Below are 15785 nucleotides of genomic sequence, written 5' to 3'. Positions count from 1 at the left end.
GGTCAGGCCGCCGTGGCCCCTGTGGAGGAAGAGGACTCCGCTAGGCTGGCCAGGGCCTCAGAACCCAGGGTCAGCGGCCCCGTGGTCCTCGCAGCTACTGCACCTCGACGAACCGGATGAGCGTGGACTCCCCGAACTCGATCTCCTCCCAGCCGAACCCGCCCTCGCCCTCGCCCAGGACGGTGGCGGGGGTGCAGCTGGCCAGGGTCCAGGGTGACTCTGCTCCCGACAGCTCCGGGTCGAACTCCCGCACACCCACGCAAGCCGTCTCCTCGTCCACGAGGTAGGTGTTCACTCCGGTGCCGCTGTACCCGAGGGCCATCTCCACCCGTCCGTCCCCGGCCGCAAGCAGCTCGGCCGTCTCCATGGCGCGGTCGCAGGACATCTCCCAGGCGTCCGCGCGCACCTGCCAGCCGCGTTCGTAGAACTCGATCTCACCGCAGGCGGGTGCGTGGAGCACCTCCAGCCCCTCCCCGCCCAGTGCCTCCCCCTGCTGCGGGTCGGCCACCTCCACGGTTCCGCCGACCTGGGTGAAGTCGGCCCGCACCTCCCACCGCGCCCCGGTGTACTCCATCCGCACCGGGTCCCCCTCCTCGTCGATCTCGACCAGGCCCTCCGCGTCCTCCTCCACGAGCTCCCCGTCCACCACGAGCCTCGACGTCAGCGAACCGGTGTACACCCGCCCCTCGGCCTCCAGCTCACCGGAGCCAGCCATGGCGCGCAGGGGGCCCGTGACCAGCTCGGGGCCCAGGTCGTCGACGGTGACCTCCCAGGCGGGATCGACGGGTACGGAGAAAGCACCCTCCTCCGGGGAGGGCCCGTACACGTACAGCCGCCCGCCGCTGTCGGCGGCGGCGACGGAGCCCTGCCCCATCGCCTCCCCGCTCACCACGAAGGTGTCGCGGTCGGCCGCGTGGCGGTACTCGACGACGCCCGCGCTCTCCTCCATCACCGCCTCCACCGGCTGCCCCGTCCGCGCCGCGACCTCCTCGGCGTACGCCCCGGTGAAGCGGCGCTCGACCTCGACCACGAAGCCGCCGCCCTCCTCCAGGCTCACCGCCGCGGCGGTGACCGCCTCCGCAGGGGCACCGCTGAGCTGGTCGTAGACCACGTATCCGCCGGTCGCCACTCCGGCGGTGACCAGCACCCCCGCTCCGACCACCGCGGCCTTGGACCCGGCCAGTGCGCTGAGGACACCGCCCGTGGTGCCCGTCGCCGTGGTGCCGGTGGCGGCGCCCGCGGCTCCTCCGGCACCCGCACCCGTCGCGGTTCCGGTGCCGCCGAGCACGCCTCCGGCGATGCCCGTCGCCGAGAGCAGTCCCACGGCGGCCGCCCAGCGTGCGGGATCGTGCCCTGCGGCGTCCACGCCCCGCCAGTAGTTCCGCAGCACCGCTCGCAGGGTCTCGGCTGCGGGAACGGCGGTGGCCCGCCCGCCGAGCCCGACCTCGGCGGGCGGCGGCAGCAGCTCCCGCATGAGCCGCACCGCCGACGGCCGACGCGCCGGGTCGGTGGACAGCGCCTCCTCCACCAGCGGCAGGAGCTCGCCGGGGACGCCCTCGACGTCGTGTGCCCCGGCGATGACGCGGGCACGCAGCTCCTCGGGGCCTCCCCTTCCGAACGGGTCCCGTCCGGTGGCGGCCAGCGCCACCAGGCAGCCCCAGCCGAAGACGTCGGCCTCCGCCGTGGCGCTCACACCGGCGTAGCGCTCGGGCGAGACCCACCCGGGTGTGCCGTAGGACGCGGACCGGTCGGTGGCGCGGTCCGCGCCGATCTCGGTGGCGATGCCGAAGTCGACGATCTTCGGCCCGTCCGGGGAGAGGATGACGTTGCCGGGTTTGATGTCGCGGTGCGCGATGCCCGCGGCGTGCAGGGCGGCCAGCCCCTCGGCGGTGCCCGCCGCGAACGCGCGCAGCATGTCCCCCGACAGGGGCCCGAACTCGCGCACGTGCGCGCGCAGGTCCCGGCCCGCCACGTAGTCGAACGCCAGCCAGGGGACCTTCGCCCCCGTGTCGGCGGCGTGCAGGCGCGCGGTGCTCACCCCCCGCGCCCGGGCGAGCATCTGCACCTCCCGGGCGAAGGCCTCCCGGTGGCGGGCCCTGCGGGCGAACCCGGCGTGCACGGTCTTGACGGCCACGCACACGCCGTTCGGGTCGAGCCCGCCGTAGACGGTACCCATGCCGCCCGCGCCGATCCGGCCCACGAGCCGGTACGGGCCCACCTTCGCCGGGTCGCCCTTCTCCAGGGGCCTGAGACCGGGCGGCGGGGAGGCCGGAGAGGGGGAAGCGCTCATGGTGCCCTCGCTGTCGTGCGGCGGTTCGGGGTGGAACGGCCGAGAGGCCCTCCCACCCGTGGGACGCCCGCCCCGCCCTTCGTGTTCGCACCCCTCGCACCCCGGCGGGGCCGTGCCTTCCTGCGGTTGCGGGCGGGTCCCTCCCCCGCACCCCTCGCACACGTACGGGTTCCGGCCTCTGTCGAGGGCCGGAACCCGTACGGTTTGCGACCCCGGTCACCGGGGGTCAGGGACCACCTGTGTCACACAGGCAAAATACCGAACTCGATCGAGGCGATCTGGTGCTGGAGCGCGGCGCCCTGGTGCAGCTGGGCCAGACCGACTCCGCCGGTCCACGGACGCTCCACACCTTCGGCGTGGCCCGCTCCGCCGATGACCACGTCGCCGTCCGCGTGCCAGGCACCCACGTGTTCCGCTTCTGCGACACGGATGCCGTCGACGTGGAGTGTGAGCGTGCCGTCGGTGTGGTCGTACACGCCCGCCAGGTACACCCACTCCCCGATCGGCGCGGATGTGGTCGAGGTGACCCTGTGGACCTCGACCGAGCCGGTGTCGTCCTGGACCGGCGTCTCGAAGACCCATCGCCTGAGTCCGGCGTCGTAGCCGAGCGCGAATCCACTGGTTCCGACCCCGCTCTGTGACAGGGCGACGGCATCGGCTCCCCCGTCGTCCAGACGGACCCATGCGGAGGCGGTGAAACTGCGGTCGGTGCGCACCGCGGGGCCGTCGGTGCGCAGGTGCTCCCCTCCCGTGCCGTCGAGGAGGACCCCAGGCTCGAACAGCCCGTCGTTGAACGCCCCGTCCCACACCGTGGCGGGATCACCGTGGAGCACCGCGTCCAGCCCGTGGTCAGAGGTGTCCTCGGCGGTGCCACCCTCCGTCTCACCGAGCCACCAGGTTCCCTCCGGCACGACCGGGTGGTTGGCCGCCTCCCAGATCTCGGACCTTCGGCCGCCACTCCCCTCCTCGTCCGCCGTGACGGGGGCGCGGTTCCACACCAGCACGTCGTCGACCGCTCCGGGCCACGCGCCGACGAAACCGCCCCCGACCTGGCCTCCCCCGATGACGAACGCCCCTTCGGTGGTTCCCGCCGAGGTCTGCTCGACCGTCTCCTGGAGCACGCCGTCCACGTAGAGCGAGAGCTCGCCGGTGGAGGAGTCGTGGGATCCGGTCAGGCTCGTCCAGACCCCCGTCTGCGCCGGGTCGGTCGAGCTCGCCCTGTGGCCGAACCCCGCGTCCGGGCCGTCGTGCGCGGCCCGCTGGAACACCCACGCCTCCTCGGCGGCGTTGTATCCGAGCTGGAACCCGCTGGTGTGCTCCCCGTCCTGGGAGACGGCGACGGCATCGCTGCCCGTACCGTCCAGTCGCACCCACGCGGAGACGGTGAACGCTCCGGAGGTGTCCACGACCGGTTCCTCGGTGCGGAGGTGGCCGCCGGACGTGACGACCGCCGCGCTCTCCAGTCGGTAGTCGGCTCCGGTGCGCTCCCCCACCCGGCCCCGCGCCCAGTCGATGGCGCCGGTGCCCTCGGCGGTCCTCTCCCGCACCACGGTGTCGTGCGCGGTGGAGTCCTCTCCCTCGTCGAGGGGGAAGTGGGCGACGGGGTCGGCGTGGGGTGCGACCAGGAAGTCGTACACCCTCACGCACGGGGACGAGTTGCCGTAGGCGTCGGCGCTCCGCGCGTGGATCGACCGGGGCCCGGAACGCTGGGGCGTGATCCTGACCGTGGCCTCCCCGCCGGGCTCCTCCAACTCCACCGGCGTCGTGCAGGTGTTGTCGTCGACGGAGTAGTGGTAGGCGACCGCGTCGTCGACGCCGTTGGAGGAGAACGTGAAGTCTCCGGCCCTCCCCGGTGCGCCGTGGAACCTGTCGTCGTCGGGGTAGTCGTCGGAGGTGACGGTCGGCGGCGCCGCGGGCTTGCTGGTACTGATCTCGATCCAGCACCGGTCGGACCACTCGCCCCACGCCCGGGTGTCGTGGCCTCGTGCCCGGTAGCCGATCAGGGCCTCCTCGGGCAGGTCCCGCGCGGTGGCGGTGCGAGGTGCGGGAGGGCTGCCCGGAGAGACCCAGGTGTAGGAGGACTCCGCGCTGCCGAGCGGTTCGTCCGCGGCTTCGAGGCCCCACTCGAACTGGGCCTTGACCTGTGTGGACACCGTCTCGGCGTCGGGGTGGGTGATGAGCGCTCTCAGAGTGAGCGTGGTGCTGTTGAGAAGGGTGGGGTGGTCCGGATCCGTGGAGCAGGCCTCCCCCCGTGCGGTCAGGGTGGAGGTGTCGGGCCGGTCCGGAGGAGGGTTGTCGTCGGCCAGCGCGGAGGCCTGGCCGAGGAGGGACAGGACGAGTGCGAGGGCAGCCGCGGCCGCCGTCGTACGGGTCAGGGAACGACGCATGTGGGGGATGCCCGTCTGGCTGGGGCCCGCGTGCGAGCTTCGGAACAGAACAGGAAAAAACTACCGACAAGCCCATATAAGCAACAAGAGTCGCTTTTCGCCCACAAGTTTCACCATGCGGCCTGACCTCGGTGTAAACCCCGGTGGCCGGTCACGGCCATCGACCGGCGCACGCGGGAGAGGTACGGCCCGAGCCCGGACACCGCCGCCGCGTGCGAAGGGGCCGGGCCGGCGGCCCGGCCCTCGCGCGGGGTGTCAGGTGCGTTCGGGCAGGGTGCGGCTGCGCCCGCGGAACTCGGCGATGACCTCCTCGCCCCGGCGCACGGTGACGTCGTAGAGTCCGCTGCGGCCGAACCGCGTCCGCTCGTGGGCGGTGGCCACGAGCTCGTCGCCCTCCCTGGCCGCGGCCACGAAGGCCACGTCGGCGCCGGAGGCCACGGTCACCCCTCCGCCCTCCGTGTTGCACGCGCACGCGAACGCGGTGTCGGCGAGGGTGAACACGTACCCGCCGTGGGCGATCCCGTGCCCGTTCACCATCATCGGGCCGACGGTCATCTCCACGACCGCGGTCCCGTGGTCGGCCCGGACCAGGCGCATACCCAGGTTCTTGGACGCGCGGTCGGCCTCGAACATCCGCCACGCGGTCTCGTTGCGGGCGCTCACGAGTCGAAGTCCACGGTCACGGCGTCGGTCTCGGGAACTGCCTGGCAGGACAGGGCGTACCCGGCCTCCACCTCGGCGTCGCTGAGCGCGTAGTTGCGCAGCATGCGCACCTCCCCCTCGCAGACCCTCACCCGGCAGGTGCCGCACACCCCGCCCTTGCAGGCGAAGGGCAGGTCGGGGCGGTAGCGCTGGGCTCCGTCCAGCACCGGCACCCCCCTGGGCAGGGTCAGGGTGCTGGTCCGGCCGTCCAGGACGACGGTGACCTCGCTGGAGGGCCCCTCGACCCCGGGCTCCTCGTGCCTGGACAGGGGCGGCGGCTCCGTGCCCTCGACGAAGAACAGCTCCTGGTGGACGCGGTCCCCGGGCACGCCCCGGCCGGCCAGGACCGCCTTGGCGTCGGTGACCATCCCGTAGGGGCCGCACAGCCACCAGTGGTCGGCGGCGTCGGCGGCCACGACCGTGTCCAGGAGCGCCTCCAGCTTCTCCCCGTCCAGGCGTCCGGTGAACAGCTCGGCCTCGCGCGGCTCGCGCGAGAGCACGTGCACCAGTTCGAAGCGGTGGCCGAAGGCGTCCTTGAGGTCGGCGACGTCGTCGGCGAACATCACCGTGTCGCTGCGGCGGTTGCCGTACAGCAGGGTGACGTGGGAGTCGGTACGGCGCAGCAGCGACGAGGCCATCGACAGCATCGGGGTGATCCCGGAACCGGCGGCGATCATCACGTGGCGGGCGGCGGTGCCCAGGTCGGGGCTGAAACGGCCGGTGGGCGCGCCCACCTCGACATCGTCGCCCGGCCGGACCTCGTTCACGAGCCATCCGGAGAACAGGCCCCCCGACACCAGGCGCACGCCCACCCGGGGCGCCTCACCCACGGGGGCGCAGATGGAGTAGCTGCGCCTCTCTTCCACGCCGTCGACCTCGCGGCGCAGGGTCAGCGACTGCCCGGGGGCGAACGCGTACTCCTCGGCCAGGTGGTCGGGTACGTCGAAGGTGACGGCGACGGCGTCGTCGCACAGGCGCTCGACGGCGGCCACGCGCAGCCGGTGGAAGGCACCCCGGCGGCGCGGCGGGGCCTGCCCGGCCTCGGTGGCGGGTGTGGTCACGGTCAGATCTCCTTGACGTGCTCGAACGGTTCGAGGCAGGACCGGCATCGGTGCAGCGACTTGCAGGAGGTCGCGCCGAACCGGGACAGCTCCTCGGTGTCGGCCGCTCCGCACAGCGGGCAGCGCGGAACGGTACGGGTGGGCATCAGGGTCAGCGGGACGGGGCCCGCCGGACGCCGCGGCGCCCCACCGGGCGGCGAGATGCCGTTCTCGGAGAGCTTGCGCCTGCCCTCGTCGGTGATCCAGTCGGTGGTCCACGGCGGGGTGAGTTCGGTGCGCACCTCCACCCGGTCGAAGCCCGCGCGGCGCACGGCCCGGTCCACGTCCACGCGCATCTCGGCCAGCGCCGGGCAGCCGGAGTAGGTGGGGGTGATCCACACGGCGGCGGTGCCGTCCTGCTCGATCTCGACCCGGCGCAGGATGCCCAGGTCGGCGAGGGTGAGCATGGGGAGCTCGGGGTCGGCGACCGCGGCGGCCGCCGCCCGGGCGCGTTCGAGTCCGGTGGTCCGGTCGGTGGCTACCATGTCGCCTCCGGGTGCTCCCGGGCCACCTTCTGGAGTTCGTCCAGCAGGGGGGCGAGCCGGTCGGTGTGCCTGCCCTCGCGCCCGGCGGTCACGCTCTCGGGGAAGGGCGCGGGCGCGTCCAGGGTGGCCCCGACCAGCACCTGGGTGAGGACGGCGTGGACCTCGTCGCGGACGGTGGACGGGTCCACGCCCGCGCCCTGGCCGGCCAGGCGGGCCTCCACGGGGTGGGCGGCGAAGAGTTCGCCGGTGAGCGGCCACACGGCGGCGACGGCCTCGGCCATGCGCTCGTGGGAGTAGGCGGTGCCGTCTCCCAGGCGCAGCGCCCAGGAGACCGCGTACTCGCGGTGGTAGGTGAGTTCGTTGACCGCCTTGGCGGCGATCGCGGCGAGCACCGGGTCCTTGCTGTCCGTGAGCCGGGCGAACAGGGCCAGCCGCGAGCTGGACAGGACCAGCAGGGTGACGACGGCGCGGGCGAAGTCGCCCCGGGGGGCCTCGGCCAGGTGCACGTTGCGGAACTCGGAGGGGCCCCGGCGGTAGGCGAAGGCGTCCTCGTCGCGGCCGGTGCCGTCGGCCTGCCCGGCGCGGGCCAGCAGCAGGCGCGCCTGGCCCAGCAGGTCGAGGGCGATGTTGGCCAGCGCCACCTCCTCCTCCAGCTCGGGCGCGTCGGTCACCCAGTCGACGAGCCGTTGGGCCTGGACGAGCGCGTCGTCGCCGAGCATCTGGCAGTACAGCGCGAGGTCGTCGCCGTCCACCCCCGCGGGGAGGGTGGTGTCCACGCCCGCGAGGGCGTCGGTGAAGCCGGTGCCGAAGGCCCAGCGGGCGTCGCCGCCGTGCTCCTCGGTCAGGGCCGTGAAGATGGTGTCGCCACTCATGGTTGCTTCCTTTGGCCTCGTGTTCCCTGGTCCCCGCCCTCCTCCCTAGATGTGCGGGACGTCCTCGGGGATGGGGTAGAAGGTCGGGTGGCGGTAGACCTTGTCGCCGCTGGGGGCGAAGAAGGGGTCCTTCTCGTCCGGGCTGGACGCGGTGATGTCCTCCGCGAGCACCACCCAGATGCTGACGCCCTCGTTGCGGCGGGTGTAGAGGTTGCGGGCGTTGTGCAGCGCCATGGTCTCGTCGGGCGCGTGCAGGGAACCGACGTGGACGTGGTTCAGGCCGCGCTTGCCGCGGACGAAGACCTCGTAGAGGGGCCATTCGGGGCGGGCCGCGGTGCCGGTGCGGTCGTTGCTCATGCGGTGGCCTCCTTGGCGCTCTGCTGCTTGGCGGCGTAGGCGGTGGCGGCCTCGCGGACCCACGCGCCCTTCTCGTGGGCGGCGCGGCGGCGTTCGACGCGCTCGGCGTTCTTGGGGCCGGCGCCGGAGACGACCTGTGTGAACTCGGCCCAGTCGGGCTCGCCGAAGTCGTGGTGTCCGCGCTCGGCGTTCCAGGCCAGTTCGGGGTCGGGGAGGGTCACGCCCAGCTTCTCGGCCTGGGGGACGCTCATGTCGACGAACTTCTGGCGGAGGTCGTCGTTGGTGTCGCGCTTGATGCGCCAGGCCATGGACTGCCGGGTGTTGGGCGACTCGGCGTCGGGCGGGCCGAACATCATCAGGGACGGCCACCACCAGCGGTCGACGGCGTCCTGGACCATCCGGCGCTGGCCCTCGGTGCCCTCCATCATCCGCAGGAGCAGTTCGTAGCCCTGCCGCTGGTGGAAGGACTCCTCCTTGCAGATGCGCACCATGGCACGGGAGTAGGGGCCGAAGGAGCTGCGGCACAGCGGGACCTGGTTGCAGATCGCGGCGCCGTCGACCAGCCAGCCGATCACGCCGACGTCGGCGAAGGTCAGTGACGGGTAGTTGAAGATCGAGGAGTACTTCTGGCGGCCCTCGATGAGGCGCTCGGTCAGGTCGGCGCGGTCCACGCCGAGGGTCTCGGCTGCGGCGTACAGGTACAGGCCGTGTCCGGCCTCGTCCTGGACCTTGGCCAGCAGGATCGCCTTGCGGCGCAGGCTGGGCGCGGAGGCGATCCAGTCGCCCTCGGGCTGCATGCCGATGATCTCCGAGTGCGCGTGCTGGGAGACCTGGCGGACCAGGGTCCTGCGGTAGGCCTCCGGCATCCAGTCACGCGGCTCGATGCGCTGGTCGGCGGCGACCTTGGCGTCGAACTCCGCCTGGAAGTCCAGGTCGGCGCCGGCGGGCGCCTCCTGGGCCGTCACGGTGGACATTGATCGCTCCCCATTCATAACCGAACGTTCGGTCAGTAATTAGTATCCCCGGATTCCCCCGCCCGGGCAAGTCCCCAGGTGGGGGAATCCCCCAGCTCAGCCGCCGGTGAAGGTCGGGGGCCGCTTGTTCAGGAAGGCGTCGACCGCGCCGACGTGGTCGGCGGTCGTGCCGAGCTGGTTCTGCAGGTCGGCCTCCTCCTCCAGCAGGCCCTCGAAGTCCTCCTGGCTGTCGGCCGCCGCGCGCACCTCCCGCTTGGCGGCCACGAACGCGGCGGTCGGCCCGGAGGCGAGCAGGGTGGCGACCTCGCGGGCGCGCTCCTCCCAGGCGTCGTCCTCCACGACCTCGGTGACCAGGCCCAGTTCCAGGGCGCGGTCCGCGCCGACGACGGTGCCCAGCAGCATCAGCTCCATGGCGCGCGACCGGCCCAGCGACTTCACCAGCCGGAAGGCCAGTCCGGAGTCCGAGGCCAGTCCGATGCCGGTGAAGGCGGTGCCGAACTTGGCCCTGCGCGCGGCGACCCGCACGTCACCGGCCAGGGCGAAGCCCAGCCCCGCGCCCACGCACGCCCCGCCGATGCCGACCACCACGGGGACCTGGATGCTCTCCAGGGCCCGCACGATCGGGTTGTAGTGCTTGCGGACCGTGTCCAGCGCCTGCCCCGGCTCCTCCTTGAGGATCCGCGCGTGCTCGGCCAGGTCCTGACCCACGCAGAAGGCCTTGGCCGACCCCAGTAGCAGCACCGCGCGGGCCGTGGTGGAATCCGCGGCCCCGCGCAGGGCCACCAGGAGTTCCTCCTTGACCTCGCGGGTCAGCGCGGGCCTGTTCAGGCGTACCGTGGCGAGCCCGTCTGCCTCGACGAACTCCGCCGCCCTCTGTTCACTCAACGCTCTGCTCTCCCTTGTCCCAGGTGTGGAAGCCCTGACCGGTCTTCTTCCCGAGCTTCCCCTCGGCGACCATACGGCGCAGCAGATCCGGGGGTGTGAACCGGTCCCCCAGCTCGGAGGCCAGGTGCTCGGCGATCGCCAGTCGGACGTCGAGTCCGACCAGGTCGGTGAGCCGCAGCGGCCCCATCGGGTGGCGGTAGCCCAGCTCCATGGCGGTGTCGATGTCGGCGGGAGAGGCGACCCCCTCCTCGACCATGCGGATGGCCTCCAGCCCGAGCATGACGCCCAGGCGGCTGGTGGCGAACCCGGGGGCGTCCCTGACCACGATCTCGGTCTTGCCCAGGGCGGCGACCCAGCCGCGTACCGACGCCAGCACACCGGGGTCGGTCTCGGGGGCGACCACGATCTCCACCAGCTTGGAGGCGGGGACCGGGTTGAAGAAGTGGGTGCCCAGGAAGCGGCGGGGGCGTTTGAGGGCGGCCGCCAGCTCGGTGACCGACAGGGAGCTGGTGTTGGAGGCCAGGACGGTGTCCTCGCCCACGGCGGCCTCCGCGGCGGCGAGCACCGCGATCTTCAGCTCGGGCCGCTCGGGCACGGCCTCCACCACCAGACCGGTGCCGGCGGGGATGTCGGCGGCGTCGGTGACCGTGCGCAGCCGGGCCAGGTAGGCGGCCGGTTCTGCGTCGATCTTGCCCCGGGCCCGGGCCCCGTCCAGCCCGGAGGCCACCCGGGCGCGTCCGGCCTCGGCGGCCTGCGCGGTGGCCTCGACCAGGACCACGTCCGCACCCGCGGTGAGGAACTGCTGGACGATTCCGGCGCCCATGGTGCCGCCGCCGACGACGGCGACGGTCGCGGGGACCAGGGGGGCGCCCGACCCGGCGGCGGTCTGCTCGTGGGTGCTCAACGCTTCTTCCTCTCCAGGAAACGGGTCATCCGGTCGTGCTTGTCGGCGCTCTCGAACAGCACCGCCTGCGTCAGGTCGTCGGCCAGCGGGTGCACCCCGTCGGCGTCCAGGACCAGTTTGGTCATGCGCAGCGCCAGGGCGGAGGAGGCCGCCATCCGGTCCAGGAGGGCGTGGGCGCTCGCCCTCAGCTCCTCGGCCGGGACGATCTGGGCGACCAGCCCGTGGCGCAGGGCCGCCTCGGCGTCCAACCGGAAGCCGCCCAGCAGGACCTGCTTGGCGACCGAGGCGCCGACCAGCTCCTTGAGCCGCCAGCACGCCCCGGCGCCGGCGATGATGCCCAGTCCCGGCTCGGGCTGGGCGAACACGGCGGTGGGCGTGGCGAGGCGGATGTCGCACGCGTAGGAGAGCTCGGCCCCTCCGCCCAGCGCCCACCCGTCCACGGCGGCCACGGTGGGGGCCGGCAGGCGGTGCAGCCGCTCGAACAGGCGGCTGTTGATCCCGGCCATCGCCTCCTCGCGTCCGCGCTCGCGCAGCTCGGAGATGTCCGCGCCACCGGCGAACACCTCACCGTGCCCGGTGAGCAGAAGCGGCCGGGGGTCGGCCTCGACCTCGGCGCACACCTCGTGCAGTTCGGCGATCATCCGGGCGTTGATGGCGTTGCGTGCCTCGGGGCGGTGGAGTTCGACCACCACGCGGTCGTCGCGGCGGTCGACGAGGAGCGTTTCGAAGTCCTGGTGGCCGGTCACGGGCGCTCCACCAGGAGTGCGACGCCCTGTCCGACACCGACGCACAGGGTGGCCAGGCCGCGCCGGGTGTCCTCGCGTTCCATGCGGTTGAGCAGGGTGACGAGGATGCGGGAGCCGGAGCTGCCGAGGGGGTGGCCGAGGGCGATCGCGCCACCGTCGGCGTTGACGCGCTCCTCGTCCATCGCGAGCCGGCGCATCACGCCCAGCGACTGGGCGGCGAAGGCCTCGTTGAGCTCGGCCGAGCCGATGTCGTCGACGGTCCAGCCCGCGCGGGCCAGGACCTTGTGTGTGGCCGGGACAGGTCCCAGGCCCATGAGCTGGGGTTCCACTCCGGCGGAGGCGGAGGCCACGACGCGGGCGCGCGGGGTGAGGCCGTACTCGCGGACGGCGTGCGCACTGGCCAGGACCAGGGCGGAGGCTCCGTCGGAGAGCGAGGAGGAGTTGCCCGCGGTGACGATGCCGCCCTCGCGAAAGACGGGGCGCAGCTTTCCCAGGCTCTCCATGCCCGAGCCGGGGCGGGGCCCCTCGTCGGCGGTGACCTCGTGGGTCTGGCCCTTGCGTCCGGTGACGGTGACCGGGACGATCTCGCCGTCGAAGCGCCCGGCCCCGACCGCGGCGAGGGCGCGCTCGTGGCTGCGCAGGGCGAAGGCGTCGCACTCCTCGCGGGTCAGGCCCTCCAGGACGGCGACCTCCTCGGCGGTCTCGCCCATGGACAGCGTGTAGCGCAGGTCCGTCGGGGCGGCCCCGGCGGGGACCCGGGCGTCGGCGGCGGCGAAGCGCGGGTTGGTGAAGCGCCATCCCAGGGAGGTGTCGGCGACCTCTCCCGGCTTGGCCCAGGGCGTGCCGGGCTTGGCCATCACCCAGGGGGCCCGGGTCATGGACTCGACGCCGCCGGCGACGACGACGTCGGCCTCTCCCGCGCGGATGGCCTGGGCGGCGGAGGCCACGGCGGTCAGCCCGCTGGCGCAGAGCCGGTTGACGGTGTAGGCGGGGACGCGGGGGTCGAGTCCGGCGAGCAGTACGGCCATGCGGGCCACGTTGCGGTTGTCCTCACCGGCCTGGTTGGCGGCACCGAGGACCACCTCGTCGACGGCCTCGCCGGGAACGCCGGAGCGGCGGACCGCCTCGGCGACGGCCGTGGCGGCGAGGTCGTCGGGACGGACGGCGGCCAGGGCGCCGCCGTAGCGGCCCTGGGGGGTGCGCACCCCGTCGACCAAGTAGACGTCGCTCACGTGCGGCCTCCCCTGTTGGCGGCGGTGGCCCGGGCCACCGACCTCTGTGAAATCATCGACACCTCTCCTTGACATGCTCGCCCGGAGACTGCGTTAATGCATTAGTAACCGAACGTTCGGTCAGTAAGCAAGTCGGGCCTCCCCGCCGGCGGCCCGCACCACATCCACGACCCGCGCGGTTCCCGCCCACCCACCCCGGCATCCGGCCCGGCGGGTTCCCGCGCACAGTACACGGAGAGCTCCATGGCAAGCCACGACACCACCACGAAGTCGGCCGGTGCTGCCCCTCACCAGCGCCTGGGACAGGCTCCCGCCTCCGATCTCCTGGACCCGGCCGAGCGCATGGGTGTCGACGAACTGCGCGCCCTGCAGCTGGAGCGCCTCCGGTGGACGCTGGACCACGCGTACGCCAACGTGCCGCTGTACAGGAGGAAGTTCGACGAGGCCGGGGTGCGCCCGGAGGACCTGCGGACCCTGGAGGACATCCGCCTCTTCCCCCACACCACCAAGACCGACCTGCGCGACAACTACCCCTTCGGCATGTTCGCCGTGCCCCAGGAGCAGGTCAGCCGCATCCACGCCTCCAGCGGCACCACGGGCCGCCCCACGGTGGTGGGCTACACCCGTGAGGACATCGACACGTGGGCGACGGTCGTGGCCCGCTCCATCCGGGCGGCGGGCGGGCGCCCCGGCCACAAGGTGCACGTCTCCTACGGCTACGGGCTCTTCACCGGCGGGCTGGGCGCCCACTACGGCGCCGAGAAGCTCGGCTGCACGGTCATCCCCGCCTCCGGCGGCCAGACCGCCAAGCAGGTCCAGCTCATCCAGGACTTCCGGCCCGAGATCATCATGATCACCCCCAGCTACATGCTGACCCTGCTGGACGAGTTCGAGCGCCAGGGCATCGACCCGCGCACGACCTCCCTCAGGACCGGCATCTTCGGCGCCGAGCCCTGGACCGAGCAGATGCGCCGTGAGATCGAGGAGCGCTTCGACATCCACGCCGTCGACATCTACGGCCTGTCCGAGGTCATGGGCCCGGGCGTGGCCAACGAGTGCGTGGAGACCAAGGACGGCCTGCACATCTGGGAGGACCACTTCTACCCGGAGGTCCTGGACCCCCTCACGCAGGAGGCGCTGTCCGACGGCGAGAACGGCGAACTGGTCTTCACCTCGCTGACCAAGCAGGCGATGCCCGTGATCCGCTACCGCACCCGCGACCTGACGACGCTGCGCCCGGGCACCGCCCGGCCCATGCGCCGCATGGACAAGGTCACCGGGCGCAGCGACGACATGATCATCCTGCGCGGCGTCAACGTCTTCCCCACCCAGATCGAGGAGATCGTGCTGGGCCTGGACGGGCTCGCCCCGCACTTCCAGCTGGTGCTCACCAAGGAGGGCCGCCTGGACCGCATGGCCGTGCGGATCGAGGCCGCCCCGGACTGCACCGCCGAGCGCCGCACCGCCCTGAGCCGGGAGATCGTCGCCACGGTCAAGGACCGGGTCGGCGTCAGCGTGACCGTCGACGTCGTGGACCCCGAGCAGATCGAGCGGTCCGTGGGCAAGTTCCGGCGCATCATCGACCAGCGCCCCCGGGTGTAGGAGCGGGACCGCGGACGGCCGCGGGCGCCGCCGTCCGCACGGGCCCCCGGCCCGCCCCTCCTACCCCTGCGGCGGGAGCGCCCGCCCGACGTGCTCCGCGATCAGCCGGTAGGTCTCCCTGGCCGCGTCGTCGTGGCCCACGTCGTAGCCGTGGTCGAGGCCGGCGACCTCGTGCAGGGCCGCGAGCGCGCCCACCCCGTCGAGTCGGCGGGCGTAGCGGCGCCCCTCCTCGCACAGGATGTCGTGTTCGGCGACGATGACGAGGGCGGGCGCGATACCGGTGAGGTCTGCGGGGTCCTCCGGCCCCGCGGGGGAGGCCAGCCGGTGTCCCCGCGTCCCCGGGTCGGGGAGGTAGGAGGAGTTGAAGACCGCGCCCATCCAGGGCCGCAGCAGCGGCCGGTCGATGACCGAGGGCTTGCCGCCCGCAGGAACGGTCATGTCCAGCGGCGGGTAGTGCAGCACCTGCAACCCGACCAGGGACTCCCCGGACTCCAGGTCCAGCCGTGCCGCCGCCGCGGCCAGCGCGCCGCCCGCGCTCTGCCCCCCGACCGCCAGCCGCGACCCGTCCCAGCCGTGCTCCGGGCCGTGGGCCGCCACCCACCGCACGACCTCGTACGTCTGGCGGGGAGGGGCCGGGAACGGGTGCTGCGGGGCGACCACGTAGTCGACGTTGAGCACGACCGCCCCGGCCTCCTCCGCCAGCGCACGGCACAGCGGGTCGTCCATCTCCGTCCACCCCAGAACGAAGCCCCCGCCGTGCAGGTTGACGTACACCGCCGGAGGCCCGGAGCCGGCGCCCGGCCCTGGCCCGGGACGGTGGACGGTGACGCGCGCCGGACCGTACGGGGTGGGCACGGTCAGCTCCTCGGTCCTGCGCGGGTACTCGGGCAGCCTCGCGTGCGCGCGCCGCGTCGCGGCCCCCGCCGCCAACGCCATGCCCGCCTGCATCGACCGGGCCACCAGGCGTGCGATCGGAGGACGGCTCAGGATCGTCATGACGCGCCACGCTATCAGCGCCGCCGTCGGCCCGGTGCCGGTACCGGGCGCCCACACGGTCGGGCCCGGGGCCGCGGACGCCGAGCGCCTCCGGCCCCGGAACGACGCGGCGCGGGCCGGGCACCGGCGAACACGGGGAACGGCGGGGGGCGGGGCCCCGGCGGGGGCGCCCCGCCGCGCCCGGCGCGCCCCCCCAAAGGCGGGGTGGGTGGGTGATAAAAAAAAGGAGGGGGCCGCGGAAGTTTTGGTGGTT

General features: G+C 73.2%; 14 protein-coding genes. 1 reads left to right on the top strand and 13 read right to left on the bottom strand.

From position 1 onward, the window contains the following. Positions 1-94 precede the first annotated feature (94 nt). From ACFWTE_RS27370 to ACFWTE_RS27315, 12 genes are all read right to left on the bottom strand, one after another. Positions 95-2290: a protein kinase gene (locus ACFWTE_RS27370; protein ID WP_378782795.1), complete on the bottom strand. Its 2196-nt coding sequence runs from the start codon at positions 2288-2290 to the stop codon at positions 95-97. A 242-nt stretch (positions 2291-2532) separates the two neighbouring features. Then, entirely contained in the window at positions 2533-4677 is a 2145-nt protein-coding gene (locus tag ACFWTE_RS27365; RefSeq protein WP_378782794.1) for a LamG domain-containing protein, read from the bottom strand. Positions 4678-4932: 255 nt separating this feature from the next. Then, on the bottom strand, positions 4933-5340 hold the full coding sequence (gene paaI / locus ACFWTE_RS27360) for a hydroxyphenylacetyl-CoA thioesterase PaaI (protein ID WP_378782793.1): 408 nt from the start codon (positions 5338-5340) through the stop codon (positions 4933-4935). Next, positions 5337-6440, bottom strand: a complete 1104-nt coding sequence (paaE, locus tag ACFWTE_RS27355; protein ID WP_378782792.1) for a 1,2-phenylacetyl-CoA epoxidase subunit PaaE — start codon at positions 6438-6440, stop codon at positions 5337-5339. Before paaE ends, paaI begins: the two co-directional genes overlap by 4 nt. Before the next feature lie 2 nt (positions 6441-6442). After that, positions 6443-6964 (bottom strand): 1,2-phenylacetyl-CoA epoxidase subunit PaaD, encoded by a 522-nt coding sequence (gene paaD / locus ACFWTE_RS27350; RefSeq protein WP_378782791.1) that lies wholly within the window; start codon positions 6962-6964, stop codon positions 6443-6445. After that, positions 6958-7836, bottom strand: a complete 879-nt coding sequence (gene paaC, locus ACFWTE_RS27345) for a 1,2-phenylacetyl-CoA epoxidase subunit PaaC (RefSeq protein WP_378782790.1) — start codon at positions 7834-7836, stop codon at positions 6958-6960. The genes paaD and paaC overlap by 7 nt, the downstream gene beginning before the upstream one ends. Positions 7837-7881: 45 nt before the next feature. After that, positions 7882-8193, bottom strand: coding sequence for a 1,2-phenylacetyl-CoA epoxidase subunit PaaB (gene paaB / locus ACFWTE_RS27340; RefSeq protein WP_378782789.1), 312 nt, complete (start codon positions 8191-8193; stop codon positions 7882-7884). Beyond that, positions 8190-9167 (bottom strand): 1,2-phenylacetyl-CoA epoxidase subunit PaaA, encoded by a 978-nt coding sequence (gene paaA / locus ACFWTE_RS27335; RefSeq protein WP_378782788.1) that lies wholly within the window; start codon positions 9165-9167, stop codon positions 8190-8192. The genes paaB and paaA overlap by 4 nt, the downstream gene beginning before the upstream one ends. Positions 9168-9263: 96 nt before the next feature. Beyond that, positions 9264-10052 carry an enoyl-CoA hydratase/isomerase family protein gene (locus ACFWTE_RS27330; RefSeq protein ID WP_378782787.1) on the bottom strand — a complete coding sequence of 263 codons (789 nt, stop codon included), beginning with the start codon at positions 10050-10052 and terminating at the stop codon, positions 9264-9266. After that, positions 10045-10956, bottom strand: coding sequence for a 3-hydroxyacyl-CoA dehydrogenase family protein (locus tag ACFWTE_RS27325; protein ID WP_378782786.1), 912 nt, complete (start codon positions 10954-10956; stop codon positions 10045-10047). Before ACFWTE_RS27325 ends, ACFWTE_RS27330 begins: the two co-directional genes overlap by 8 nt. Next, the gene (locus tag ACFWTE_RS27320; protein WP_378782785.1) at positions 10953-11702 is read right to left on the bottom strand and encodes an enoyl-CoA hydratase/isomerase family protein; all 750 of its coding nucleotides are present in this window, start codon (positions 11700-11702) and stop codon (positions 10953-10955) included. Before ACFWTE_RS27320 ends, ACFWTE_RS27325 begins: the two co-directional genes overlap by 4 nt. Continuing rightward, complete coding sequence (locus tag ACFWTE_RS27315; protein WP_378782784.1) at positions 11699-12934, bottom strand: thiolase family protein; 1236 nt, start codon at positions 12932-12934, stop codon at positions 11699-11701. The genes ACFWTE_RS27320 and ACFWTE_RS27315 overlap by 4 nt, the downstream gene beginning before the upstream one ends. 243 nt (positions 12935-13177) lie before the next feature. Between ACFWTE_RS27315 and paaK the strand changes: the two genes are divergently transcribed. Then, positions 13178-14536, top strand: coding sequence for a phenylacetate--CoA ligase PaaK (gene paaK / locus ACFWTE_RS27310; protein WP_378782783.1), 1359 nt, complete (start codon positions 13178-13180; stop codon positions 14534-14536). 60 nt (positions 14537-14596) lie between these two features. Here the strand turns inward: paaK and ACFWTE_RS27305 are convergent, their stop codons facing one another. Then, complete coding sequence (locus ACFWTE_RS27305; RefSeq protein ID WP_378782782.1) at positions 14597-15532, bottom strand: alpha/beta hydrolase fold domain-containing protein; 936 nt, start codon at positions 15530-15532, stop codon at positions 14597-14599. Between the last annotated feature and the right edge of the window lie 253 nt (positions 15533-15785).

Source organism: Nocardiopsis sp. NPDC058631 (assembly GCF_042716955.1).
Lineage (GTDB): Bacteria > Actinomycetota > Actinomycetes > Streptosporangiales > Streptosporangiaceae > Nocardiopsis.
This window is presented reverse-complemented; position numbering and strand designations above follow the sequence as displayed.

What these genes read in the sequence shown, in the direction of transcription:
- ACFWTE_RS27370 (WP_378782795.1), bottom strand. Translation starts at nt 2,290, where the DNA reads ATGAGCGCTTCCCCCTCTCCGGCCTCCCCGCCGCCCGGTCTCAGGCCC.
- ACFWTE_RS27365 (WP_378782794.1), bottom strand. Translation starts at nt 4,677, where the DNA reads ATGCGTCGTTCCCTGACCCGTACGACGGCGGCCGCGGCTGCCCTCGCA.
- paaD (WP_378782791.1), bottom strand. Translation starts at nt 6,964, where the DNA reads ATGGTAGCCACCGACCGGACCACCGGACTCGAACGCGCCCGGGCGGCG.
- paaC (WP_378782790.1), bottom strand. Translation starts at nt 7,836, where the DNA reads ATGAGTGGCGACACCATCTTCACGGCCCTGACCGAGGAGCACGGCGGC.
- paaB (WP_378782789.1), bottom strand. Translation starts at nt 8,193, where the DNA reads ATGAGCAACGACCGCACCGGCACCGCGGCCCGCCCCGAATGGCCCCTC.
- paaA (WP_378782788.1), bottom strand. Translation starts at nt 9,167, where the DNA reads ATGTCCACCGTGACGGCCCAGGAGGCGCCCGCCGGCGCCGACCTGGAC.
- paaK (WP_378782783.1), top strand. Translation starts at nt 13,178, where the DNA reads ATGGCAAGCCACGACACCACCACGAAGTCGGCCGGTGCTGCCCCTCAC.
- ACFWTE_RS27305 (WP_378782782.1), bottom strand. Translation starts at nt 15,532, where the DNA reads ATGACGATCCTGAGCCGTCCTCCGATCGCACGCCTGGTGGCCCGGTCG.